The sequence below is a fragment of the Curtobacterium sp. NPDC087082 genome, from assembly GCF_044745045.1.
Classification (GTDB): Bacteria; Actinomycetota; Actinomycetes; order Actinomycetales; family Microbacteriaceae; genus Curtobacterium.
In genome coordinates this window covers 88,572-112,090 of the sequence record NZ_JBIUZN010000002.1, presented here as the reverse complement: position 1 = coordinate 112,090, position 23,519 = coordinate 88,572, and the positions used below count along the sequence as shown (strand labels likewise).

Sequence of the window (23,519 nt, the reverse complement as noted above, 5' to 3'; positions counted from 1 at the left end):
CGGGCGGGCGGCACGCCCGCGGGCGTCAGGCGCCGGCGGGCGCGGGGGCGGCGTAGTCGCGGGGGAGCAGGGGGAGCCACACGCGGAAGGTCGCGCCGCCGCCCTCGGTGTCGAACACCTCGACCGACCCGTGGTGCGCCGCGACGATGCCCGAGACGATCGCGAGCCCGAGGCCCGAGCCGCCGGTGTCCCGTGCGCGCGAGGTGTCGGCGCGCCAGAAGCGCTGGAAGATCTTGTCGCGCAGCTGCGGCGGGATGCCCTCGCCGTGGTCGATCACGTCGATGTGCGCCATCCCGCGCTCGTCGTCCACGCCGATGCCGATCTCGATCGGGTCGTCGTGCTCCGTGAAGCGCATGGCGTTGCCCATGAGGTTCGTCACGATCTGGCGGATCTTGTTCTCCTCCGCCAGGACGATCGGCGGCCGCTTCGGCAGCACGACGGTGGGCAGCGGGGTGGTCTCGTCGGTGGGGGCAGCCGTGCCGTCGACACCCATCGCGCGGATGCGGCGGGCGCGGAGTCGCGCGATCGTCTGGCGCGAGAACGCGATCGGGCCGGTCGTGTTCGCGGACGTCGGCGATGCCGGGGGCCCGTCGCCGGAACCGGGGGCCGAGGCGGGTGCCGATGCCGGACGGACCGCGTGCGGCACGCTCTCGCCGGTCACCGAGTCCTCGACGAGCACCTGGATCTCGCGGTCGGGGTTCGACGCCATCGTGTCGAGCGCGGAGTCACGGGCGATGGCGACGAGGTCGACCGGGCCGAGCTCGAGCGGCTTCGACTCGTCGATGCGGGCGAGCTGCAGCAGGTCCTGCACGAGGAGGCCCATGCGCTGGGCTTCCTTCTCGATGCGCTCCATCGCCTGGGCGACGTCCTCTTCCTTGCGGAGCGCGCCCATCCGGTAGAGCTCGGCGTACCCGCGGAGCGACACGAGGGGCGTGCGGAGCTCGTGGGAGGCGTCCCCGACGAACCGGCGCATCTGGTCGATGGTGCGCTGCCGGTCCTCGAACGCGGAGTCGATGCGCTCGAGCATGGAGTTGAGGGACCGGTTCAGTCGACCGACCTCGGTGTTGGGGGTGTCGGCTTCGAGGCGCTGGTTGAAGTCACCGGCGGCGAACCGGGCGGCGGTGTCCTCGACGTCGCGCAGGGGGTCGAACGTCGCCGTCACGAGGAGCCGCGTGAGCATGGCGCCGAGCAGGATCACCGAGGCACCGAAGCTCAGGAAGATGGCGGTGAATCGCAGGACGGTCTGGTCGGTGTCGGCGCTCGACACCGCGACCAGGACGTACCCGGCCTGCGTGGTGCCGGTCGACTGGTCTTGCAGGGACGCCGGGATGACCTGCGCACGCCACTCGTGGTTGTGCTGGCTGTCGTACAGCGAGAAGCGAGAACTGGTCTGCGCCGCGGAGGAGAAGTCGAGCTCGTGGATGTCGGGGCGGCTCGACGCCGGGGTCTGGCAGATCTGCTTGCCGGCGGAGTCGTAGGCGGCGACGTACGCGCTCTGCGAGAGGACGACGGAGAGCTTGCAGTACTGCTCACCGTCGCTGATGTTCTGACCCTCGAGCTGTTCCGTCGTCTGACGGACGTTGTTGTCCAGCTGGGCCATGAGGTACGTCGACAGCACCGTCATCGTGCCGAGCCCCGCGACGAGCAGTCCGAGCGCCACCAGGAGCACCGTGATCCCGGTGATCTTGGTGCGCAGGGAGATCCCGTCCCACCAGCGGCTCATTCGCGTGTGCATGCTGCCCCAACGATAGACAGCGGTCGCCCGGTGAAACCGGACGACCGCCGTGAAGACGAACCCCGAGGGATCGGGGAGACCTACGAGGCCTTGGACGCCTTGAGCATGTAGCCGAACCCGCGCTTGGTCTGGATGATCGGCTCGGCCGAGTACTGGTCGAGCTTGCGGCGCAGGTAGGAGATGTAGGACTCGACGATGCCGGCGTCGCCGTTGAAGTCGTACTCCCACACGTGGTCGAGGATCTGCGCCTTCGACAGCACGCGGTTCGGGTTGAGCATGAGGTAGCGGAGCAGCTTGAACTCGGTCGGCGAGAGCTCGATCTGCGCGTCGCCGATCGTGACCTCGTGCGTGTCCTGGTCCATCGTGAGCTCGCCGGCGCGGATGATCGCGTCTTCCTCGTCGTTCATCGTGCGACGGAGGATCGCCTTGATGCGGGCGACGATCTCGTCGAGGGAGAACGGCTTCGTGACGTAGTCGTCGCCGCCGACGGTGAGACCGGTGATCTTGTCCTCGGTGTCGTCCTTGGCGGTGAGGAACAGGATCGGGGAGGTGTAGCCCGACGACCGCAGGCGCTTGGTGACGCCGAAGCCGTTCATGTCGGGCAGCATGACGTCGAGGATGATCAGGTCCGGCTCTTCCTCGAGCACGGCGGAGATCGCCTGTGCTCCGTTGCCCACCGCGCGCACGGCGAAGCCGGCGAAACGCAGCGAGGTCGTCAGGAGGTCGCGGATGTTCGGCTCGTCGTCGACGATCAGGATCTTGGGGCCATCGCTCATGGTCCTATCTTCTGACCGTTCCCTAGTGGTTTCCTGAGAGCGGTTGGTGCGTCAGCCCACGACCGCCTGGACCTGGTCGGCGTCGAGGATCGTGTAGGAGTACCCCTGCTCCGCGAGGAACCGCTGCCGGTTCTGGGCGAAGTCCTGGTCGACGGTGTCCCGCGTCACGAGCGTGTAGAACGACGCGGGCAGCCCGTCCTTGTTCGGGCGGAGGAGTCGGCCGAGTCGCTGGGCCTCTTCCTGACGGGAACCGAACGAGCCGGACACCTGGATCGCCACCGTCGCGTCGGGCAGGTCGACCGAGAAGTTCGCGACCTTCGAGACGACGAGCACGTCGATCGACCCCTCGCGGAAGGCCTGGTAGAGCCGCTCCCGCTCGTCGACGGGGGTCGAACCGGTGATCTCGGCGGCGTCCAGGGACTCGGCGAGCGAGTCGAGCTGGTCGATGTACTGCCCGATCACGAGGATCTGCTCGCCGCGGTGCTTCTCGATGAGCTCGCGCACCACCGGGGTCTTCGCCGGCGAGGTCGCCGCGAGCCGGTACCGCTCGTCGTCGCTGGACGCCGCGTACTCGAGGCGGTCCTGGTGCGGCAGGTCGATGCGCACCTCGTAGCAGGCGGCGGGGGAGATGTACCCCTGCGCCTCGATCTCCTTCCACGGGGCGTCGTAGCGCTTCGGCCCGATGAGCGAGAAGACGTCGCCCTCGCGCCCGTCCTCGCGCACGAGGGTCGCCGTGAGCCCGAGTCGGCGCCGGGCCTGGAGGTCGGCGGTGAGCTTGAACACCGGCGCCGGCAGCAGGTGCACCTCGTCGTAGACGATGAGTCCCCAGTCGAGGGCGTCGAGGAGCGACAAGTGCGTGTACTCGCCCTTCCGACGGGCGGTGAGGATCTGGTACGTCGCGATCGTGACCGGACGGATCTCCTTCACGCTGCCCGAGTACTCGCCGATCTCGTCCTCGGTGAGGGTGGTCCGGCGCAGCAGCTCGGACCGCCACTGCCGGGCCGAGACGGTGTTCGTCACGAGGATGAGCGTCGTCGCCTTGACCGTCGCCATCGCCCCGGCGCCCACGAGCGTCTTGCCGGCACCACAGGGCAGCACGACGACGCCGGAGCCCTGCGCGAAGAACGTGTCGACCGCCTGTTCCTGGTAGGGACGCAGGTGCCAGTCGTCGGTGTCGAGGTCGATCGGGTGCGGCTGCCCGGGCGTGTACCCGGCGAGGTCTTCGGCCGGCCAGCCGAGCTTCACGAGCTCCTGCTTGATCTGCCCGCGTGCCCACGGGAGCAGCTCGACCTCTTCCGGGGAGCGCATGTCGCCCAGCAGCGGCTTGATCCGCTTCGAGCGGATGACCTCGGCGAGGACCGTGGGTTCGGACGCGGTGAGGAGCAGGACCGGCTGGCGCTCGAGCTCTTCGGCCGGGGAGTTCGCGATCGCCGGCGCGTCCGGACGCTCTTCGCGCCGGATGACGAGTCGGCCGTACCGTGCCACGGTGTCGCGGATGTCCACCGTGACGCTCTGCGGGACGGGGAACTTCGCGAAGTGCTCGAGCGTGTGGATCATGCTCTCGGCGTCGTGCCCGGCCGCCCGCGCGTTCCACAGGCCGAGTCGGGTGATGCGGTACGTGTGCACGTGTTCCGGCGCGCGTTCGAGCTCGGCGAACACCGCGAGGTCGTGCCGTGCGTCCTCGGCGTCGGGGTGCGCGACCTCGAGGAGCACGGTGCGGTCGCTCTGCACGATCAGCGGTCCGTTCATGACGGATCAGCCTAGGCCGCTCGGCTGCGAACCAGCGCGGATCGGCTCACCTGTGGATCAGGCGTCGCTCTCCACAGCCACCACGAGGGAGAGCGGGAGCGTCCGCTCGACGTCGACGGCCGTGTCGCGTCCCCGCACGCGTCCGGCGGCGACCGAGGTCGGCACGATCGAGAACGGCCGCTCGGAGCCGTCCGGCATGCGCACCGTCAGGCGGATCGGCGTGCGACCCCGGACGGCCAGGTCGATCTGCCGCCCCAGCCACTCCTGCTCGGGCTCGGCCTCGCCGCGCTCGGTGGTGACACGGAGCCGTTCCACGAGTGCGTGCGCCGCCTGCTCCGGGTTGCGTCCGGTGGTGCGTCGACGGCCTGGAGGAACGGATCCCGTCGCCGGGCGGGCTGCGGCCGTCAGGACGGCCGGGTAGCGCTGGTCCTCGAGCGCCGTGTGGACGACGTGCGGCGGGTAGCGGGTCAGCAGGGTGGTCAGGTCGCTGCGCTCCCACGCCAGCTGCCGGAGCTCGGCGTCCACGCCGATGAGGTCGAGCTGGTCCGGCGTGCCGTGCACGCGGGCCCCGACCCCGTCGGCGCCGACGTCGACCACGATGCTGCCGTCCCGCGAGGACACCTGGTCGACGAGGTAGGAGAGCGGCTGCGGCAGGCCCGTCGCGGACAGCCGTTCCAGGAGCGCGACGACGTCCTGCCGGGTGTGACCGGCCCGGAACGCGCGGCGGAGCGAGTCCTCGGAGATGCGGTACCGGGCGGCGAGACCCGGTGCCTCGAGCACGGCGACGGTCCGGAGCGCGGCGTCGTCGACCGGCGCGAGCGGCCCCGGTGCGATGACCGTGAGGTCGTGCTGCAGGTACACGGCGTCGACCGTGCGGGGGAGGTCCTCCGCAGCGGGGGCCGGGTCCCCGTCCAGCAGTGCACGGCCGGTGCTCGTCACGCGGCCGTCGACCGTGAGCCCGAGTGCGGCCGCGGTGCCCGCGACGTCGAGCAGCACCGCGTCGAGCCAGCGCGAGCCCGCCGGGTACGCCCACCGGCCGGCCGACACGAGGTCGCGCAGGTCGTCGCCGGCCACGTCGAGCACGCTCCGGACGGCCGGGTCGAGTGCGTCCCGCCATGCCGACACCAGCGTCGACCAGCGGTCCGGCCAGCTCGCGACGAGCCAGGCGTCGCCCGCTGCCGTGGTCGCCCACGTCCCGTTGCCCGTGTCCGCGAACCCGATCCGTTCGAGCAGTGCCAGGCGGCCGGGGACCACGACGGGGTCCGCGCCGGCACGCTCGCCGAGCGTCTTCGCGAGCGGGGTGCCGATGCCGCCCTTCACGAGCTCGCGCACCGCACCCTCGGACACCGCCCGGAGGAGTTCGGCGAGCACGGTCATCGTCGCGAAGGCGTGCTCCGCGCCGGTCGTCCGGGCGCGCTCGTCGTCGCCCGTCTCGTCCACCGGAGCGACGGGGCGGGGGTGATCCGCGCCTCCTGGGAGACCGGCGATCTCGTCGTGGGCGGCCAGCCGGGCCGACACCGCGTCGTCGACGCCGCCGTCCTCGTCCGCCAGGCCGAGCGCGACCGCCGGGGCGAGGTCGTCGGCGGAGCCCGCGCCGTCGCGCAGCGCGAGCAGCGTCCGACGGGGCAGGTGCTCGATCGCGGCGTCGACCGCGTCGTCGGTGCGGAGCGCCTCGGCGAGGTCGAAGAAGTCCGAGATGCGCAGCGGGCCGGTCTCGGCGAGGACCGCCGCGGGGAGCCGGCGCGCCACGACGAGCCGTTCGAGGGCGTCGTCCGGCATCGCCCGGAGCCGGGCGGCGAGGTCTGCGGTGGTCGTCATCGTCCGCCGCGCTCGTCCGACGCGGTCCTCAGCGCGCCGTCCGGTTCGCTCGGGCCCGACGGGTCCAGGTGATGCCGAGGAGGGTGAACACGAGCACCATGCCGATCGGGAAGCCGACCAGCGGGATCGCCATGATCACGGGCCACGGCATCGATCCCTGGGCGCTCGGGACCGTCAGCCACATCACGATCATGGCGGCCATGCAGAGGAAGGCGGCGATGAAGATCCCGCCGACCATGAACGCGAGGGCGCGTTCGGTACGATTGAACGTCACCGGGGGTTCCGCGGAGTCCTGCGTGTTCCCGGTGGACCGGGTCGGGTTGGCCATCGACCCAGGATATCCGACGCACCACGGCCGTTCCACGATCACGAGGAGACCGACGAATGCCCACCGGCAAGGTCAAGTTCTACGACGACCAGAAGGGGTTCGGGTTCATCACCGGCGACGACGGCGAACCCGTCTTCCTGCACGCGTCCTCGCTCCCCGACGGCGTCAGGTCGGTGAAGGCCGGTTCGCGGCTCGAGTACGGCGTCGTCCAGGGGAAGAAGGGGTCGCAGGCGCTGTCCGTGCGGCTCCTCGACCCGCAGCCGTCCCTCGCGAAGATGTCGCGACGATCGGCGGACGACATGGCCGTGATCGTCGAGGACCTCGTGAAGGAGCTCGACCGGATCAGCGGGGACTTCCGGCACGGCCGGTACCCGAAGAACGGCACCCGAATCGCTGCGATCCTGCGGCACGTCGCTGACCAGTTGGACGCGTGATGACCGATACCTCCCCTGTTGCTCCTGCCCCTTCCGAGGACCTCACCGCGCTCGCCCGCACGGCGCTGCTCGAGGTGACCCCCGAGTCGACCGTCGGCGCGTTCGCCGGCACCGTCGACGAGGGTGACGGCGTCGTCTCGGTGCTGTTCGCCAACCGCATGGCCGGGTACCCCGGCTGGCGCTGGACCGTCTCGATCGCCCAGGTGTCCGGTGACGAGCCGACCGTGCTCGAGGTCGAGCTCATGCCCGGTGACGGCTCGCTGCTGGCGCCCGACTGGGTGCCGTGGTCCGAGCGGCTCGCCGAGTACCGGGCCGGCCAGGACACCGACGGTGCCGAGGGCGAGCACGACGACGAGTCCGACGAGGACGACGACGAGGACTTCGACGGCGACGAGGACGACGCGGACGAGGACGCCGATTACGACGACTCGGACGACGACGAGTCCGACGACGACGAAGCGGACGACGAGGACGACTTCGACGCCGACGAGGACGACCTCGACGAGCCGGACGACGACGACATCGACGGTGTGGACGTCGACGAGCTGGACGGGTCCGAGGACGACTCCGACGACGACGACGCGGACACCGACGACGCCGACCAGCAGGACGCACCGGCCGAGCCGGCCCGCGGCCGCCGTCGCACCCAGCGGGTGCGCCCGGTCGACCCGGACGCCGACCTCGAGGTCGACCGGCTGGACGCCGGCGAGGTCGACCCCGAGCACCACCGCGCCTGACGGGCGACCGACCGGTCCCCGGACGGACAGGAGGCGCGGTGCCAGCTGGCACCGCGCCTCCTGTCATGAGGACGAACCGCGTCAGCGCAGGGCGTTCACCGTGAAGTCGATCGCCTGCACGAGCTTCGCGACGTCGTCCGGGTCGATCGCCGTGAAGGTCGCGATGCGGAGCTGGTTGCGGCCGAGCTTCCGGTACGGCTCCGTGTCGACGATCCCGTTCTGGCGCAGCGTCGCGGCGACGGCCTTGGCGTCGATCGAGTCGTCGAGGTCGATCGTGGCGACGACCTGCGACCGGGCTGCGGGGTCGGTCACGAACGGCGTCGCGTAGTCGACCGACTCCGCCCAGTCGTAGAGCGTCGACGACGAGGTCTTCGTGCGGGTGTCGGCCCAGGCGAGGCCGCCGGACTCGTTGATCCAGCGGACCTGGTCGTCGAGGAGGATCAGGGTCGCGAGCGCCGGGGTGTTCAGCGTCTGGTTCAGCCGCGAGTTGTCGACGGCGTTCTTGAGCGAGAGGAACTCGGGGATGTACCGGCCGCTCGCGGCGATGCGCTCGACACGCTCGATCGCCGCGGGGGAGAACAGTGCGAGCCAGAGGCCACCGTCCGAGGCGAAGTTCTTCTGCGGGGCGAAGTAGTAGACGTCCGTGGCGCTGACGTCGAACGCGGCACCACCGGCGGCGCTCGTGGCGTCGACGACGGTGAGGGCGCCGGCGTCCCCGGCGGCGCGGACGACCGGCGCCATGACACCCGTCGAGGTCTCGTTGTGCGGGTAGGCGTAGACGTCCACGCCCTCGACGATCTCGAGCGGGGCGAGGGATCCGCCTGGGGCCTCGACCACGTGCGGCGCCTCGAGCCAGGGGGCGCCGGCGGCCTTGGCGAACTTCGAGCCGAACTCGCCGAAGGACAGGTTCTCGGCCCGGCGCTCGATGAGCCCGAACGCGGCGGCGTCCCAGAACGCGGTCGAGCCGCCGTTGCCGAGGACGACCTCGTAGCCCTCTGGGAGGTCGAACAGGTCGCCGAGGCCGGCGCGGACGCTGCCCACGAGGTCCTTGACGGGCTTCTGGCGGTGGGACGTGCCGAGGATCGTCGCGCCGCGGGTCACGAGGGACTCGAGCTGCGCGCCACGGATCTTGGACGGCCCGCAGCCGAATCGGCCATCGGTCGGGAGGAGTTCGGCGGGGATGACGATGTCTGCCATGCACCGATCCTAACGAGCGGTATCCCAGCGCGAGTGACCGTGTACCGGCCGGACGGGGCGGGCCGACGCCGCGCCTCCTGGCCGCATCGCGCACGGACTTTCTTGCACCTTGCAAGTGTTGGTCATTCCATGTCGCCTCGAACAAGTAGGGTGGGGCGCGCTGGGCCCAGACATGAGAGGCGGACCGTGACCGATCTCGTCGACACCACGGAGATGTACCTTCGCACCATCCTCGACCTCGAGGAAGAGGCGATCGTGCCGCTGCGCGCCCGCATCTCGGAGCGTCTCGGCCACTCGGGTCCCACCGTCTCGCAGACCATCGCCCGCATGGAGCGCGACGGCCTCGTCGTCGTCTCGGGCGACCGGCACCTCGAACTCACCGACGAAGGACGCTCGCGCGCGACGCACGTGATGCGCAAGCACCGGCTCGCCGAGCGTCTGCTCTCCGACGTCATCGGTCTCGACTGGGCGTTCGTCCACGACGAGGCATGCCGCTGGGAGCACGTGATGAGCGAGCAGGTCGAGGTCCGCTTGCTCGAGATGCTCGGCAACCCGACCGAGTCGCCGTACGGCAACCCGATCCCGGGTCTCGCCGAGATCGGTGGCCCGGCCGCACCCGGCTTCCTCGACGGCGTGCAGAACATCGTCGCCGCGACCGAGGGCACCGACGCCGTCGCGACCGGGGTCATCCGCCGCCTGGGCGAGCCCGTGCAGTTCGAACCGGAGCTCCTCCACCAGCTGCGGTCCGCCGGTGTCATGCCCGGCCGGGTCGCGAGCGTGCAGCGCGCAGGGGCCTACGTCGCCGTGCGCGTCGACGGCGAGGACGCGGGCATCGAGCTCCCGACCGAGGTCGCGCAGCACGTCTACATCGAGCGCTCCTGACCCGTCTGCCCCCGAAACTGGGGCGGGGCGTGTTTCTGCGGCCTGATCAGGGATTCTTTACCGATTCGTTACAAAGCGGCGGTTTCATCTCGACAAGGTAACGGTCGGCACGTACACTCGACGAGTCCGCCGGCCACCCACGAGGCCCAGGACCCGTGACAGGACGTCTCGAACCCGTCTCCTGTCTCGATCGGAAACGATGACGAACGGATGGGGTTGCACGGTCGGCGATCACCCCCGCTGGCAGTGGTGACGAGACGCCGGAGACACCCTTGACGCAGACCGGTTCCGCCGCGGACGACCAGACGCCCGCGAACCCGACGAACACCGCGAACGCCACCGACGCCCCCCTCTCGCGCCGAGCAGCCCGCGCCGTCACCCCGGTGCGCGACGCTCCGCTCCCCGGCGGCCGTCGTGCCGCCCAGGCCGCGCGCACCGCCGCCTCCACCAAGGCGAGCTCGTCGGCCCGCAAGCGCCGCTTCCTCGCGCCGGTCGTCCTGACCGTGGCTGCGGGCATGTTCGGCACCGTCGCGGTCGCCCCGGCGTTCGCCGCGACGCAGCAGTCGACCGGGACGGACGCCGCGACCGCGCAGCGCCAGGTCCGCACGACCGAGGCCCAGAACTTCTCCGTCTCCGACGCGGTCGCCCTCGCCGGCACGAGCCGCGACGGCTACGGTGCGACGGCGCAGTCCACGCTCGACGCCGAGGCAGCGCAGAAGGCCGCCGACGCCGCGGCGAAGCAGGCGTCCGAGCAGGCCGCGGCCACCCAGGCCGCCCGCGCGCAGACCGCCTCGCAGTACGCGTCGTACACGGGGCCGAGCGCCTCCGACTACGTCGCCTCGTCGACCGCCGCGAACACCCCGTTCTCGCTGCCGGCCGTGGTCGCCACCGCCAAGCAGTACATCGGCACCCCGTACGTCTTCGGCGGCGCGGACCCGTCGGGCTTCGACTGCTCGGGCTACGTCATGTTCGTGTACGCGCAGTACGGCATCAACCTCGCGCACTCCGTGCCGCTGCAGGACCAGGCCGGCACCACGATCCCCGAGTCCGAGGCGCAGCCGGGTGACGTCGTCATCTTCAACAACGAGGCGCACGACGGCTTCTACATGGGCAACGGCATGATCATGGACGCGCCGAAGCCCGGTGGCTCCGTGTCGATCCGCCCGATCTGGACCAGCGACTACCACATCGTCCGCTTCGGCATCTGACGCAGACCGCGGGCATCGATCCCGTGAACATCGCCGGAACCGGCCCGTGCACCCTCGTGCCGGGCCGGTTTCTGACGTACCCTGACCGTGCACCGGCCCGAACGGTCCGAGCAGGGAGACCCCATGTCAGCGTTCCGCACGACCCGCACCATGGGTCGGCGCGCGCACGTCGACATATGGTCGACCACCGCCTGCGTGCACGAGCACGCCCCTGCATGACGTGAGCACTGCCCATCCGGGTGGTGCTCTTCGTGGTTCAGGGGCCGTTCGCGCGAGCGGAGGTCACCTGCGCGGTACCCCGGTCCGACGCACCCGCACAGCCTGGAAGCCGTCCAGGCACGTCGGAAGGGAACCCATGCGCACTCTCGTCCTCAACGCCGGTTACGAGCCCCTCGCGGTGATCTCGTTCCGTCGGGCCCTCGTGCTGGTCATGAACCAGAAGGCCGCCATCGTCGCCGCCGACCTCGACCACCCGGTCACGGGGTCGACGTCGACCTACGATCGTCCGTCCGTCATCATCCTCACCCGGTACGTCCGCATCCCGCACTCGAGACTCGTGCCGGTGTCGCGCCGGGGCGTCCTCCGCCGGGACGCCAACCGGTGCGCGTACTGCGATCGGCACGCCACCACGATCGACCACGTGCAGCCTCGCTCGCGCGGGGGCGAGGACTCGTGGGAGAACCTCGTCGCCTGCTGCCTGGCGTGCAACAACACCAAGGGCGACCGCACCCCGCAGGAGATGGGGTGGCGGCTCCGCTTCCGCCCGAAGGCGCCGCACGGCTCCTCGTGGGTGGTGCGGGGCATCGAGCGTCCGCAGTCCGAGTGGGACGAGTACCTGGTGGCCGCGTAGCGGTACCGCGCGGCTGACGCCGTGACGGACTGGAGGCGCGGGGGGGGGCCCCCCCCCCCCCCCCCGCCCGCCCCCGGGGGGGGGGGGGCCCCCACCCCGCCCCCCCCCCCCCCCCCCCGGGGGCCGCCCCCCCCCCCCGCGGGGGGGCCCGCGCCGGGGGGCCCGCGCTCGCGGCCCCGGGGGGGCCCCCCCCCGCGGGCGGGGGGGGGGGGGGCGGCCCCCCCCCGCGCCTCCCGTCCGTCTCCGTGCCATGCTCGAAACGTGGAGCACCAGGGAACTCCGTCACACCTCCGCGTCCGCCCCCGGGTCTGGATCGGCTTCGCGATCTGGCTCGGCTACATGGTCGTCGTCTTCACCGTCCAACGACTCGGTGGGGTGCCGTACACCGACCTGAGCCGGAACGGACACGACCTCTTCTTCGGCGCGGGGCTCTCGCTCATCGTCGCGTCCGTCCTGCTGGCCGTCACGACCACGCTGCTCGGCTGGTGGCGGCCGGCCCTGTCCGACGAGCACCCGAGTCGACACCGGTGGCCGATCGTCGTGCCGATCGCGTTGGCGCTCCTCGCCGTGCTCGGGCTGACCATCACCGACTGGGCTGCCTTCGACGGGCCGTTCCTCGCGGCGTCGATCGTGCTGCTGCTGGTCGGGTTCACCGAGGAGCTCACGACCCGAGGCCTCCTGCTCACCGCCCTGCGCAGCCGGTTCGCCGAGCCGATGGTGTGGTTCCTCAGCACGGCGGCGTTCGCGGCGATGCACTCGCTCAACTTCTTCGCCGGGCAGGCCCTCGGCCCGACGCTCGCCCAGGTCGTCAACACGTTCCTGGTCGGCACCGCGTTCTACGTCCTCCGGCGGACGACCGGCAGCCTGGTCTGGCCGATGGTGCTGCACGCGCTGTGGGACTTCTCCGCCTTCTCGGCGCAGCACGGCGAGGTGTCGCCGGTGACGAGCCTCGTCGGCGTCCTGGAGTGGGTGATCGGCGTCGCGGCGCTGGCCGTGGTGTGGGCGACGTTCCGGGGGCGCGACCGCAGCCGGCGGATCGCCGCCTGACACCGTGACGGACGGGAGGCGCGGGTCGGGCCGGACCCGCGCCTCCAGTCCGTCCCGGTGCCGGACCAGGACCGTGTCGGCTGCGGCGACCGGCTGTCGGTGGGCGGGCGTAGCGTGCCGCCATGACGGAGACCCCCGAGATCGACGACGCGACGATCGACGACCTGCGTGCGCGCCTGCGCGCGACCCGCTGGCCGGACGCGCCCGCCGGGACCGGGTGGTCGCTCGGCATCGACATCGACGAGCTGCGCCCGCTCGTCGAGTACTGGGCGGACGGGTTCGACTTCGACGCGCACCGGGCGGCACTCGCCGCACTGCCGTCCCGCCGGGTCGAGGTGGACGGCATCGGCATCCACGTGCTGCACGCCCGCGCGGCGACGCCGGGTGCGCTGCCCGTGCTGCTCGCGCACGGCTGGCCGGACTCCGGGTGGCGGTACCGCAAGGTGCTGCCGATGCTCGTCGACGCCGGATTCGACGTGATCGTGCCGGACATGCCCGGTTACGGGTTCTCCGACGCACCGCCGCAGCCGATCGACGCACGGGCCGTCGCCGGGATGTGGGCGACGCTGATGACCGACCTCGGTTACGAGCGGTTCGCGGTGTCCGGTGGGGACATCGGCACGCACGTCGTGCGGTACCTCGCGCTCGACCACCCCGAGCGGGTCGTCGCCGTGCACCGGATCGACGGCGGGCTCGCCTGGCCCGGGCTCGACCCGTCGACGCTGTCCGAGGCGGAGCGTGCGTTCGTCGCCGAGACCGAGCGGTGGCGCACCGACGAAGGCGCCTACGCGATGATGCACCGGACCAAGCCGCAGACCGCGGCGGTCGGCCTGAACGACTCCCCGGCCGGGCTCGCGGCGTGGATCGTCGAGAAGCTCCGCTCGTGGAGCGACTGCGACGGGGACCTCTGGTCGGTGTACACGCGGGACGAGGTCCTGGCGTTGCTCACCGAGTACTGGGCGACGGCGACGATCGGGTCGGCGATGCGGATGTACCACGCGAACGCTGCGGTTCCGGCGGCGCAGCTCGAGCGTCGGGTCGAGGTGCCGTCCGGGTTCTCGATCTTCCCGGGGGACCTCGTGCGGGCGCCGAAGGAGTGGCTCGAGCGGACGACCAACCTCGTGTACCACCACGAACTCGACCGGGGCGGGCACTTCGCGGCGTTCGAGCAGCCGGGGCTGTTCGTCGAGGAGCTCCGGGCCTTCCTGGAGCCGTTCCGCCGCTAGAGTGGGAGGGCCAGCCTCTGTAGCTCAATGGAAGAGCAGTTCCGTCCTAAGGAAACGGTTGGGGGTTCGAGTCCCTCCAGGGGCACCAGACCCGTCGATGTACCGGCTGGACTCCCCGTACGATTGACGTCGTGTCCAAGGTCCTGAGCAGTCTCCCCGTCGGCGAACGAGTCGGCATCGCGTTCTCCGGAGGTCTCGACACCTCCTGCGCGGTCGCCTGGATGCGCGAGAAGGGAGCGGTGCCCTGCACGTACACGGCCGACATCGGCCAGTACGACGAGCCGGACATCGACGCCGTCCCCGGTCGTGCCCACGAGTACGGTGCCGAGATCGCCCGACTCGTCGACGCGAAGAGCGCCCTCGTGGAAGAGGGCCTCGTCGCCCTGCAGACCGGTGCCTTCCACATCCGCTCCGGCGGCAAGACCTACTTCAACACGACGCCCCTCGGTCGCGCCGTGACGGGCACGATGCTCGTCCGCGCCATGAAGGAGGACGGCGTCGACATCTGGGGCGACGGCTCCACGTACAAGGGCAACGACATCGAGCGGTTCTACCGCTACGGCCTGATGGCGAACCCGCGGCTGCGCGTCTACAAGCCGTGGCTCGACTCCGAGTTCGTCGAGGAGCTCGGCGGCCGCAAGGAGATGAGCGAGTGGCTCGTCGCCCGGGGCTTCCCGTACCGCGACTCCACCGAGAAGGCCTACTCGACCGACGCGAACATCTGGGGCGCCACGCACGAGGCGAAGAGCCTCGAGGAGCTCTCGAGCGGCCTGGACATCGTCGAGCCGATCATGGGCGTCGCCGCCTGGCGTGACGACGTCGAGGTCGCCACCGAGGTCGTGAGCGTCCGCTTCGAGGCCGGTCGCCCCGTCGCGATCAACGGTGTCGAGTACGCCGACGCCGTGGCGCTCGTCTACGAGGCGAACGCGATCGGTGGCCGCCACGGCCTCGGCGCGTCCGACCAGATCGAGAACCGCATCATCGAGGCGAAGAGCCGCGGCATCTACGAGGCGCCGGGCATGGCACTGCTGCACATCGCCTACGAGCGCCTGCTCAACGCGATCCACAACGAGGACACCGTCGCGTCGTACCACACCGAGGGTCGCCGTCTCGGTCGCCTCATGTACGAGGGGCGCTGGCTCGACCCGCAGTCCCTCATGCTGCGTGAGTCGCTGCAGCGCTGGGTCGCCTCGGCCGTCACCGGCGAGGTCACGCTGCGCCTGCGTCGCGGCGACGACTACACGATCCTCGACACCACGGGCCCGGCGCTGTCGTACCACCCGGACAAGCTCTCGATGGAGCGTGTCGGCGACGCCGCGTTCGGTCCGGACGACCGCATCGGCCAGCTGACCATGCGCAACCTCGACATCGCCGACTCGCGGGCACGCCTCGAGCAGTACGCCGCCGCCGGGCTCATCGGCGGGGCGACGGGCGACCTCGTCGGCGAGCTCGAGTCGGGCGAGTCGGAGGAGATCCTCGGCGGCGCGGTCGTCACCTCGGATGCCGATGACGCGCTCGGTCGTGCGACGGACCTCGCGTCCGAGGGTGCGGCGTTCGACTCCGGCACCGACTGACGCCGGTCTGCACCACGACGAAGGGGGCCTCCGCCGCGCGCGGAGGCCCCCTTCTCTGCGACGTCACACGCGTCGATCGACACGTGGTTCGTCGGAGTGTGCGCGTGCATCGGATGCGCGTACATCGTTCGACATTCCGCCTGTCGATCGACTGGCGGAACGTCGAACACGCGGCGGAAAGCCGCAGCCCGCGTCAGCGCGCCTCGGCCGACTCCACGCGCTTCTGCCGCCACGGGCGCGCCGGCTTGTCGGGCCCGTCCCACACCTGCACGACGCCCCACGCGGCGGCGAGCAGCGGCACCGAGATGATCGCGCCGGTGATGCCCGCGAGCACCGTGCCGGCGGTCAGGCCGATCAGGATGACGAGGCCGTGCAGCTTGAGCGTCTTGCCCATCAGGACGGGCTGGAGCAGGTTGCCCTCGAGCTGGTTCACGAGGACGACGATGCCGACGACGATCAGCGCCTGGACGGGGCCGAGCGCGACGAGGGCGACGAGGGCGGCGAGGATGCCGGCCGCGGTCGCACCGACGATCGGGATGAACGCCGTGATGAACACGACGACGGCGAGGGGCAGCGCGAGCGGCACCCCGACGATCGTGATGCCGACGCCGATGCCGATCGCGTCCACCGCGGCGACGGTGGCGGTCCCGCGGACGTAGCCGCCGAGCGTCTGCACGACCCGGTCACCCACGCGGCGAGCACGGTCGTAGCGGGCACCGGTGAAGGGACGGAGGAGGAACTCCCAGATGGCCGGACCGTCCTTGAGGAAGAAGAACAGCACCACGATCATCAGCACGAGACCGGTGAGGAAGTTCGCCGTGGCCGATGCCCCCGCGAGCGCGCCGGAACCGAACTGCGAGCTGGTGACGAAGTCCTGGATGCCCTTCACGGCATCGTCGATCTGCGACTGGTCGATCGAGATCGGCAGCGTCGACGCGAAGTCCTGGAGCTGGTCGAACCCGCTCAGGGCCGACTTCTGCAGGTCGGGCCACTGCGAGATGACGGCCACGACGATGAGCCAGCCGACGAGGCCGAGCACGACCAGCACGCCGATCAGGACGGCGAGGGTCGCGAGCACGGACGGCACCCGGTGCCGCCGCAGCCAGGACACGACGGGGTGCATCGCCGACGCGATGATGAGGGCGAGCAGCACCGGGATCGTGACGACGCTGAGCGTGGCGGCGGCGTAGACGATGCCGATCACGACGACGAGCACGACGATGATCTGCAGGCAGCGGGTGGCCAGAGCGCCGAACGAGTCGGACCACTGCTTCGCCACCTGGCTCGGCGGTGCGTCGGGGTGCGGGGGCTGCGGGGTGCCGAACAGGGGCATGGGGCTCCTCGGGGTACGGGTGTGCCCGCCCACCGTACCGGGGCGACGGCGATCCGGCCGGGGCGGCGTCGGTCACGGCTCGGCGTCGTCCGAGATCCGATGAGGACGTGACGGCGGGCGCCCGGTGCGCGTTCCGGACGGTTCTCGTGCCGACGGTCGCGCGACAGTACGCTGGTGAACATCGGACCGACTCAGGGTTCCGTCGCCTTTGATGCTCCCCGCGGTCTGCGGGGTCTGGCGCAACGGGACGGTCCGATCGGATCCGGAGTGCGCATCACTCCGACGAAGGGCTGGTCGACGTGACCGCCACTGTCCACGTGTTCTCGCACCCCGCCGAATTGTTCGTCGGTTCACCTCGCACCCCCCTCGGCCCGCTGGCCGTGTCCGTCGTCGAGCTGGTGCTCGCGTGACCCCCCGCCGCCAGGAGGACTGGCACCGCCACGGCATGCGCTCGCCCGAGGACATCGCCGGCCTGCTCGCCGCGCGCCTCGGCGGCGCGGACGAGACGCTCCGCGCGGTCGGCCCGACGTGGGACGAGCCGTCCTACGCGGACTTCCTCGGCGAACAGCTCTGAACCGACCGCCGACGAGCCGGCCGGCCAGCGACGAGCTGTCGCGGCCACCTGACGGACGGGAGGCGCGGTGCCAGCCGGCACCGCGCCTCCCGTCCGTCGTGGCGTCCCGTCAGACCGCCGCCGCCTCCTCGAGCGTGGCGTCCGCCCGCTCCGGCGAGCCCTCGGCGAGGCCGCGGGCGATCCGCCCGCGCGACGCGAGCCAGAGCACCAGCGCCGCGACGAACACGAGCACCTCGGTCACGGTCAGTGCCCAGATGATCCCGGCGAGCCCGAACCACAGGTTCCCGACGATCACGATCGGGATGAACAGCACGCCCTGCGCCATCGACAACACCATGGCCGGCAGCACCATCCCGGTGGCCTGGAACAGCGAGGTCAGCAGCCCGGTGAACCCGTTCACGATCGTGGCGACGAGCTGCGCCGTGAGGATGGTCAGGCCGATCGCGAGCACCGAGTGGTCGCCGGAGAAGACCGTGAAGACCTGCTCGCGGAAGACGAACACCGTGCCGGAGAACAGCAGGACGATCGTCCCGACGGTGAACGCGGCACCGCGGAGTGCGGCTCGGAGCCGAACCGCGTCGCCCTTGCCGAAGGCGTAGGCGAGCAGCGGCAGCACGCCGATGGTCACGCCCATCACCAGGAACTCCGGGACCTGGGCGATGCGGACGGCGACGCCCATCGCCGCGAGCGGGTCGTCCCCGTAGGCGGCCGCGAGGTTGTTCAGCACGAGGGTCGTCACGATGAGGAACCCGGACTGCAGCAGTTCGCTCGAGCCGATGCCGAACACCGGCCCGAGGATGTCCGCCCGCAGCGTGAACCACTTCGGTGCGAAGCTCACGTTCGCGCTGTTCCGCTGGAGCCAGACGATCCAGTATCCGATCGCCACGACGTTGCCGAGGCCGACGGCGAGTGCGGCACCGGCGACGCCCCAGTGCAGCACGAGGATGAAGAGCACGTCGAACACGAGGTTGCCGACGGTCGACAGGACGAGCCCGACCATGGCCTGCCGTGCCGCCCCCTCGGACCGAACGATCTGCTCCAGCGCGAACGACGCGGCGAGCACCGGCACGAACGCGAGCATGACCGAGACGTACGCGCTCGTGGCGGGCACCGCGGCGGCGTCGGCACCGAGCACGGCGACGAGCGGGTGTAGGAACACCAGGCCGAGCACGGCGAGGACCACACCGGTGACGACGGCTCCCCAGAGGGCGAAGGAGGCGACGCGCTTGATGTCCTCGGCCTTGGCGGGATCGTGTTCCGAGGCCCCGAGCATGCGCGACATGAGGGCACTGCCACCGACGCCGAACACGCCACCGACGGCCATGATGATGCCGAGGAGCGGGGTGCCGAACGTGATCGCGGCGAGCAGCGAGGTGTCGTGCTGCGATCCGATGAAGCCGGCGTTGATGACGTTGTAGACGGCGCTGACGACCATCGCGGCGGCCATCGGGACGCACAGGTGGACGAGCGCGCGGCCGATCGGGGCGGCGGACAGGTACCAGCGGTTCTTCGCCGCGGCGGTGTCGGGTGCTGTGGTGCTCATGGCTGCCTCCTTCTGGGCAGGGCGGAGCGCGCGCCGACCGTCGGTCGGCGCCGCAGGGCATGACTGATGACGCGATCGGCGGGTGCCGACGCGTGGGGGTGGGTCGCGCCTCCTGGACGGGCCTGGAGGCGCGGGTCAGGTCACCGGGTGGGTTCCGGCAGTTCCGCGGTCACCTTGTGCAGGAGCTCCTGCAGGGTGGCGCGCTCGTGGGCGTCGAGCGGCGCGAGCAGGACGTCGTCGAGCGCGATCATGGCGTCCTCGAAGCCGGCGATGAGGGCGATCCCCTCGTCGGTGGCGAAGACCCGTTTCGTCCGGGCGTTCTCGGCGTCCGCCCGGCGTTCGACGAGCCCGCGGCGCTCGAGTCCCTGCAGGAGACTCGAGACGCTGGCCGCACTCGTCCGGGTGATGTCGGCGATGTCGCGCTGGATCGCGCCGGGCGTGTGCTGCAGGTACCCGAGCACGAAGCTCTGCTCCTGGGTGAGGTCGCGTTCGCGGACCCACTCCTCGGCCGCCTTGCGCTGCGCCCACCCGATCCAGCGCATCTGCTGGAGGGGCGTGTCGAACCGGGGTGCCTGCTGCGTCATGATCAGAACGCTAACCGTTCGACCTCTAACTGTCAACACTCGAACTGATCCGCTCACGGCGTGCCCCGAACGGGGGTATCGCCACGACGGGGGACCCCCCTTGTAGATTGCACAGGAAACGCGGTCTCACCAACCGCTCATCCTCAGCTCGACGACGCAGCCGAGCCCACCCGGGGGGATCAGGACATGGCACGAGGACGAACGATGCGCGCACGATCGATGCGCCCGTCCGTGGACGCTGCCTGCACCGCTCCCCGCCTCACCGGGGGTGATCACCCCGGATAGCCGCGCCCGCGCGCAGCACGACGCGCACACGTGACTCCGGGCCGCCCCACCAGCGCGCCCGTCGGATCTCCCGCCCCACCAGCGGGGGATGGATCAGCAGGCGGACGACCTCCGCCTGGAGGAAGAGGCACCATGCCACGCACTGCAACACGCTTCGCGCTCCGCGCGGGCGCCACGGCCACCGTCGCGGCCGTGATCATCGGGGGAGCAGCCCTCCCCGCACACGCCGCTGCGACCGACGCGACCCAGGCCGAGGGTCGTCTGCTCTCCGGCAGCGGCTCCGTCGACCTCGACAGCGTCGCGGCGCTCGCCGGGTCCTTCGGCGCGACCGCTCCCGGCGGGGCGACCGCCGGGCAGTCCGACCCGCTCGACCTCTCGGTGCTGAACAGCATCGGGATCAACGTCCCCGGGGGCATCCAGCTGCTCGGCCAGAACGGTCTCGTGAACGTCGGCGTCGCTGGCCAGGTCGCGAGCACGGACACCACCTCGGCGGTCGCGGCCGCCGGAGCCGTCGGCGCGGACGGCGCGATCCAGGTCGGTCCGGGCACCCCCGGCACCGGCGCCACCGTGAACCTCACCCCGCTGCTCGGCGACCTCGACGTCGACGGCGTCGTGAGCGAGCTCTCGGTCGGGCTCGGCGCCCTGTCCGCCCGGGCCGAGGCGACGCGCACGTTCGGCGCTCCGGACGTCACCACCGACTACCAGGTCGCCGGCGCACAGGTCCGGCTCGTCAGCCCCGCCGTCCAGCAGCTCGTGACGTCGCTGGACACGACGCTCGGCACCACCGACGACACCGTGAACGCGGCGATCGGCGAGGACGGTCTCACCACCGACCTCACCGCGGCGCTGCTCGACCCGGTGACCGACGCCGTGAACACCCTCGGGCTCGGGGTCCTGACACTCGACGACACCACCGCCCAGCTCACCGCCGACGTGGACCTGCAGGGTGCGCTCGCCACCGTGACGCAGCAGCCGCTCACCGACGGACCGGTCACGATCGACCTGTCCTCGGGCGTGGTCACGATCGACCTCGCGCAGCTCTACACGCTGAACGACCTGCCGGCGAACACCACGCTGCTCGACGACGCGACGATCAACGCGCAGATCACCGGCGCGATCTCGGACATCCTGACCGAGCAGCTGCCGGCACTCCTCACCACGACGCTCACGAACGCCCTGGACGTCGCCGACGTGCAGCTCGTCGTGGACACCGGCGTCGACCTGCTCGGCGCCGACGTGGCGGGGCTGACCCTCACGGTCGACACCACCGTCGGGGACCTGCTCGGCACCGGTGACGGCGCCACGCTCACGGTCACCGGCGACGGGATCCTCGGCCCGGTGCTCGGCACGCTCGACCCGCTGCTGCAGCCGCTGCTCGGCTCGACCATCGTCCCGGCGCTGACCGGCATCCTCGGTGACGTGCTCGGCGGGGACTTCGTGGCGGACACCGTGCAGACCCTGCTCGCCACCATCACGTCGACCGTCACGGCGCTCGACCCGCTGCTCGACGTCGTGAACCAGCTCGTCTCCGTCACGATCAACTCGCAGACCGCTCCGGCGTTCACCGAGCCGACCGCCGACGACACCGGGGCCACCACGGTCCGGGCCGTCCGCGTGCAGCTCCTGCCGGCGGCGGACCTGGCGACCGTCGACCTCGTGACGGCGACCGTGCAGGCGGATCCGTTCGCGGGCATCGCCATCACCTCGCCCGAGGACGGGACGGACTACACGGTCCCCGCGGACGACGACACCACCGCGGTGCCGGTCACGGGCACCGCGGAGCCGGGCGCCGACGTCGACGTCACGCTCGACGGTGACGACGAGGGCGCGCAGTCGACCGTCGCGGACGAGGACGGCACCTGGACGGTCACGTTCCCCGGGGTCGCCGTCGGTGACCACGAGGCCGAGGCGGTCGAGACGATCGGCACCCTCGTGAGCGACCCCGCCGCGGTGACCTTCGCGGTCGCAGCAGCACCGGTCGACCCGACCGACCCGGGCACGCCGGGCACGCCGGGTACGCCCGGTACGCCGGGGACCCCCGGCGGCGCAGGCGGCCCCGGCGGTGCGGGCGGTGCCGGCGGTGCCGGTGCCGGTGCGGCCGGCAACGGTTCGGGGACCGGGAGCCTCGCCTACACCGGTGCCGAGCTGGTGCCGCTGCTGCTCCTCGCCGGGCTGCTCCTCGCGGCCGGCGGCGGCACGCTCGTCGCGCGGCGCATGCGTCGAGCCTGACCCGGACGGGCGCCGGCGGGTACCGGCGCCCGTCTCCCGGGTCCGCGGCGCGTTCGGGTCGCCGCGGTCCCGCCGGTGCGGTGGTGGTTCGGGCCACCACCGCGCCGGCACCCCTCGTCCCGCCGCCGGCCCCTCCCGGCCGGCCGACTCGATCCACCGCTCCCGACCGCTTCCGACAGCTTCCGAGCGCTTCCGACCGCTTCCGACCGCGACGTGAGGACCACCGTGCACGACCACGACACCCACCCGCTCGACCGCCACGTCGGGCCCCCGCACGTCGAACGCTTCGTCCTCACCCGGGCGCAGGAGACCATCGGCGTCGTCTGCACCTGCGCGATCGGGGCCGACCACGACAACACCATCCGTCCGGCCGGCGCGGATCGCGTCCACTGAACCCTGTGCACGCGGCGGATGCAGCGGGATACTGGGGTGGTGCGTGAACTCCAAGCCGCCATCGCAGCGGACCTCAACGTCCAGCCGACCATCGACCCGGAGCAGGAGATCGCCCGTCGCGTCGGGTTCCTCCGGGACTACCTGCTCACCACCGGCGCCAAGGGCTACCTGCTCGCGATCAGCGGCGGCCAGGACTCGACGCTCGCCGGACGCCTGACCCAGCTCGCCGTCGAGTCGCTCCGCGCCGAGGGGCACCCCGCCGAGTTCACCACCGTCCGCATGCCGTACCGCGTGCAGGCCGACGAGGACGACGCCCAGCTCGCGCTGCAGTTCATCGCGGCCGACCCGGGCATCACCGTGAACATCGAGCACGGTGTCGACGGGGTCGTGCAGGACACCGCGGCCTCGGGCGTGGAGCTGAGCGACTTCGTGAAGGGCAACGTCAAGGCCCGGATGCGGATGGTCGCGCAGTACGCCGTCGCCGGGCAGCGGGGGCTCCTCGTCGTCGGGACCGACCACGCGGCCGAGGCCGTGACCGGCTTCTTCACGAAGTACGGCGACGGCGGTGTCGACCTCACCCCGCTCACCGGGCTGTCGAAGAGCCAGGGCCGGCAGCTGCTCGAGCACCTCGGCGCCCCGGCCCGCCTGTACGAGAAGGCCCCCACCGCCGACCTGCTCGACGAGACGCCGGGCCAGACGGACGAGGCGAACCTCGGGCTGTCGTACGCCGAGATCGACGCGTACCTGCAGGGCCACGACGTCCCGATCGAGGTCGCCGAGGCGATCGAGTCGCGCTACCGGGCGACGGAGCACAAGCGCCAGGTCCCGGCGACGCCCTTCGACGACTGGTGGCGTGCGGGCGCCTAGGCGCTGACGCGACCCCGTCCAGGAGGCGGGGGGGGGGGGCGGCCCCCCCCCCCCCCCCCGGGGGGGGCCCCCCCCCCGGGGGGGGGGGGTGCGGGGCGGGCGGGCCGGGGGGGGGGGGGGGCGCCCGGGGGGCGGGCGGCGGTGGCCCCC

At 71.6% G+C, this 23,519-nt stretch carries 21 protein-coding genes and 1 tRNA gene; 13 read left to right on the top strand and 9 right to left on the bottom strand.

Features of this window, described 5'->3' with window-relative positions:
- Nucleotides 1-25: 25 nt before the first annotated feature.
- The 5 genes from ACIPEP_RS05830 to ACIPEP_RS05810 all read right to left on the bottom strand — a co-directional run bounded on the left by ACIPEP_RS05830 (nucleotide 26) and on the right by ACIPEP_RS05810 (nucleotide 6,406).
- The gene (locus ACIPEP_RS05830) at nucleotides 26-1,735 is read right to left on the bottom strand and encodes a sensor histidine kinase (RefSeq protein ID WP_402716740.1); all 1,710 of its coding nucleotides are present in this window, start codon (nucleotides 1,733-1,735) and stop codon (nucleotides 26-28) included.
- Nucleotides 1,736-1,815: 80 nt separating this feature from the next.
- Nucleotides 1,816-2,511, bottom strand: a complete 696-nt coding sequence (locus tag ACIPEP_RS05825; protein ID WP_017888045.1) for a response regulator transcription factor — start codon at nucleotides 2,509-2,511, stop codon at nucleotides 1,816-1,818.
- A gap of 51 nt (nucleotides 2,512-2,562) precedes the next feature.
- Nucleotides 2,563-4,260 carry a DNA repair helicase XPB gene (locus ACIPEP_RS05820; RefSeq protein WP_092385117.1) on the bottom strand — a complete coding sequence of 566 codons (1,698 nt, stop codon included), beginning with the start codon at nucleotides 4,258-4,260 and terminating at the stop codon, nucleotides 2,563-2,565.
- 57 nt (nucleotides 4,261-4,317) lie between these two features.
- Nucleotides 4,318-6,078, bottom strand: a complete 1,761-nt coding sequence (locus ACIPEP_RS05815) for a helicase-associated domain-containing protein (RefSeq protein ID WP_336697230.1) — start codon at nucleotides 6,076-6,078, stop codon at nucleotides 4,318-4,320.
- 28 nt (nucleotides 6,079-6,106) lie between these two features.
- Nucleotides 6,107-6,406, bottom strand: a complete 300-nt coding sequence (locus ACIPEP_RS05810) for a hypothetical protein (protein WP_070417823.1) — start codon at nucleotides 6,404-6,406, stop codon at nucleotides 6,107-6,109.
- 56 nt (nucleotides 6,407-6,462) lie between these two features.
- Between ACIPEP_RS05810 and ACIPEP_RS05805 the strand changes: the two genes are divergently transcribed.
- Nucleotides 6,463-6,840: a cold-shock protein gene (locus ACIPEP_RS05805; protein ID WP_402716739.1), complete on the top strand. Its 378-nt coding sequence runs from the start codon at nucleotides 6,463-6,465 to the stop codon at nucleotides 6,838-6,840.
- Nucleotides 6,840-7,577, top strand: a complete 738-nt coding sequence (locus tag ACIPEP_RS05800; protein ID WP_402716738.1) for a DUF3027 domain-containing protein — start codon at nucleotides 6,840-6,842, stop codon at nucleotides 7,575-7,577. The genes ACIPEP_RS05805 and ACIPEP_RS05800 overlap by 1 nt, the downstream gene beginning before the upstream one ends.
- A gap of 81 nt (nucleotides 7,578-7,658) precedes the next feature.
- On the opposite strand, the gene serC is transcribed toward ACIPEP_RS05800, so the two are convergent.
- Nucleotides 7,659-8,774, bottom strand: coding sequence for a phosphoserine transaminase (serC, locus tag ACIPEP_RS05795; protein ID WP_071294898.1), 1,116 nt, complete (start codon nucleotides 8,772-8,774; stop codon nucleotides 7,659-7,661).
- 186 nt (nucleotides 8,775-8,960) lie between these two features.
- Here serC and ACIPEP_RS05790 point away from each other — a divergent pair, with 186 nt between their 5' ends.
- From ACIPEP_RS05790 to argG, 7 genes are all read left to right on the top strand, one after another.
- Nucleotides 8,961-9,656 (top strand): metal-dependent transcriptional regulator, encoded by a 696-nt coding sequence (locus tag ACIPEP_RS05790; RefSeq protein ID WP_022906596.1) that lies wholly within the window; start codon nucleotides 8,961-8,963, stop codon nucleotides 9,654-9,656.
- A 272-nt stretch (nucleotides 9,657-9,928) separates the two neighbouring features.
- Nucleotides 9,929-10,864: a C40 family peptidase gene (locus ACIPEP_RS05785; RefSeq protein ID WP_071294899.1), complete on the top strand. Its 936-nt coding sequence runs from the start codon at nucleotides 9,929-9,931 to the stop codon at nucleotides 10,862-10,864.
- 355 nt (nucleotides 10,865-11,219) lie between these two features.
- Nucleotides 11,220-11,714 (top strand): HNH endonuclease, encoded by a 495-nt coding sequence (locus ACIPEP_RS05780; RefSeq protein ID WP_070417828.1) that lies wholly within the window; start codon nucleotides 11,220-11,222, stop codon nucleotides 11,712-11,714.
- Nucleotides 11,715-11,975: 261 nt separating this feature from the next.
- The gene (locus ACIPEP_RS05775) at nucleotides 11,976-12,761 is read left to right on the top strand and encodes a lysostaphin resistance A-like protein (protein WP_402716737.1); all 786 of its coding nucleotides are present in this window, start codon (nucleotides 11,976-11,978) and stop codon (nucleotides 12,759-12,761) included.
- A gap of 122 nt (nucleotides 12,762-12,883) precedes the next feature.
- Nucleotides 12,884-13,987 carry an epoxide hydrolase family protein gene (locus tag ACIPEP_RS05770; protein ID WP_402716736.1) on the top strand — a complete coding sequence of 368 codons (1,104 nt, stop codon included), beginning with the start codon at nucleotides 12,884-12,886 and terminating at the stop codon, nucleotides 13,985-13,987.
- Between the two features lie 13 nt (nucleotides 13,988-14,000).
- Nucleotides 14,001-14,075, top strand: a tRNA-Arg gene (locus tag ACIPEP_RS05765).
- 43 nt (nucleotides 14,076-14,118) lie between these two features.
- A complete protein-coding gene (gene argG, locus ACIPEP_RS05760; RefSeq protein WP_070417830.1) occupies nucleotides 14,119-15,561 on the top strand; it encodes an argininosuccinate synthase in 1,443 nt (480 codons plus the stop codon).
- 193 nt (nucleotides 15,562-15,754) lie between these two features.
- Here the strand turns inward: argG and ACIPEP_RS05755 are convergent, their stop codons facing one another.
- Nucleotides 15,755-16,894: an AI-2E family transporter gene (locus ACIPEP_RS05755; protein WP_092385101.1), complete on the bottom strand. Its 1,140-nt coding sequence runs from the start codon at nucleotides 16,892-16,894 to the stop codon at nucleotides 15,755-15,757.
- Nucleotides 16,895-17,300: 406 nt separating this feature from the next.
- Here ACIPEP_RS05755 and ACIPEP_RS05750 point away from each other — a divergent pair, with 406 nt between their 5' ends.
- Nucleotides 17,301-17,468 carry a hypothetical protein gene (locus tag ACIPEP_RS05750; RefSeq protein ID WP_175496003.1) on the top strand — a complete coding sequence of 56 codons (168 nt, stop codon included), beginning with the start codon at nucleotides 17,301-17,303 and terminating at the stop codon, nucleotides 17,466-17,468.
- Between the two features lie 109 nt (nucleotides 17,469-17,577).
- Here ACIPEP_RS05750 and ACIPEP_RS05745 read toward each other — a convergent pair whose 3' ends face one another.
- Entirely contained in the window at nucleotides 17,578-19,011 is a 1,434-nt protein-coding gene (locus tag ACIPEP_RS05745) for an MATE family efflux transporter (protein ID WP_402716735.1), read from the bottom strand.
- A 140-nt stretch (nucleotides 19,012-19,151) separates the two neighbouring features.
- On the bottom strand, nucleotides 19,152-19,595 hold the full coding sequence (locus ACIPEP_RS05740; protein ID WP_070417833.1) for a MarR family winged helix-turn-helix transcriptional regulator: 444 nt from the start codon (nucleotides 19,593-19,595) through the stop codon (nucleotides 19,152-19,154).
- A 417-nt stretch (nucleotides 19,596-20,012) separates the two neighbouring features.
- Here ACIPEP_RS05740 and ACIPEP_RS05735 point away from each other — a divergent pair, with 417 nt between their 5' ends.
- The 3 genes from ACIPEP_RS05735 to nadE all read left to right on the top strand — a co-directional run bounded on the left by ACIPEP_RS05735 (nucleotide 20,013) and on the right by nadE (nucleotide 23,369).
- The gene (locus ACIPEP_RS05735) at nucleotides 20,013-22,109 is read left to right on the top strand and encodes a choice-of-anchor G family protein (RefSeq protein WP_402716734.1); all 2,097 of its coding nucleotides are present in this window, start codon (nucleotides 20,013-20,015) and stop codon (nucleotides 22,107-22,109) included.
- A 213-nt stretch (nucleotides 22,110-22,322) separates the two neighbouring features.
- Nucleotides 22,323-22,502 (top strand): hypothetical protein, encoded by a 180-nt coding sequence (locus tag ACIPEP_RS05730; RefSeq protein ID WP_402716733.1) that lies wholly within the window; start codon nucleotides 22,323-22,325, stop codon nucleotides 22,500-22,502.
- Nucleotides 22,503-22,541: 39 nt separating this feature from the next.
- Nucleotides 22,542-23,369 (top strand): ammonia-dependent NAD(+) synthetase, encoded by an 828-nt coding sequence (gene nadE, locus ACIPEP_RS05725; protein WP_139199207.1) that lies wholly within the window; start codon nucleotides 22,542-22,544, stop codon nucleotides 23,367-23,369.
- The last annotated feature ends 150 nt before the right edge of the window (nucleotides 23,370-23,519 follow it).

Bases quoted from the DNA above. Each gene is read 5' to 3' on its own strand.
- ACIPEP_RS05800 (WP_402716738.1), top strand. From the start codon at position 6,840: ATGACCGATACCTCCCCTGTTGCTCCTGCCCCTTCCGAGGACCTCACC.
- ACIPEP_RS05770 (WP_402716736.1), top strand. From the start codon at position 12,884: ATGACGGAGACCCCCGAGATCGACGACGCGACGATCGACGACCTGCGT.
- ACIPEP_RS05745 (WP_402716735.1), bottom strand. From the start codon at position 19,011: ATGAGCACCACAGCACCCGACACCGCCGCGGCGAAGAACCGCTGGTAC.
- ACIPEP_RS05740 (WP_070417833.1), bottom strand. From the start codon at position 19,595: ATGACGCAGCAGGCACCCCGGTTCGACACGCCCCTCCAGCAGATGCGC.
- serC (WP_071294898.1), bottom strand. From the start codon at position 8,774: ATGGCAGACATCGTCATCCCCGCCGAACTCCTCCCGACCGATGGCCGA.
- ACIPEP_RS05830 (WP_402716740.1), bottom strand. From the start codon at position 1,735: ATGCACACGCGAATGAGCCGCTGGTGGGACGGGATCTCCCTGCGCACC.
- ACIPEP_RS05820 (WP_092385117.1), bottom strand. From the start codon at position 4,260: ATGAACGGACCGCTGATCGTGCAGAGCGACCGCACCGTGCTCCTCGAG.
- ACIPEP_RS05825 (WP_017888045.1), bottom strand. From the start codon at position 2,511: ATGAGCGATGGCCCCAAGATCCTGATCGTCGACGACGAGCCGAACATC.
- ACIPEP_RS05780 (WP_070417828.1), top strand. From the start codon at position 11,220: ATGCGCACTCTCGTCCTCAACGCCGGTTACGAGCCCCTCGCGGTGATC.
- ACIPEP_RS05810 (WP_070417823.1), bottom strand. From the start codon at position 6,406: ATGGCCAACCCGACCCGGTCCACCGGGAACACGCAGGACTCCGCGGAA.
- ACIPEP_RS05805 (WP_402716739.1), top strand. From the start codon at position 6,463: ATGCCCACCGGCAAGGTCAAGTTCTACGACGACCAGAAGGGGTTCGGG.
- ACIPEP_RS05755 (WP_092385101.1), bottom strand. From the start codon at position 16,894: ATGCCCCTGTTCGGCACCCCGCAGCCCCCGCACCCCGACGCACCGCCG.
- ACIPEP_RS05815 (WP_336697230.1), bottom strand. From the start codon at position 6,078: ATGACGACCACCGCAGACCTCGCCGCCCGGCTCCGGGCGATGCCGGAC.
- ACIPEP_RS05735 (WP_402716734.1), top strand. From the start codon at position 20,013: ATGCCACGCACTGCAACACGCTTCGCGCTCCGCGCGGGCGCCACGGCC.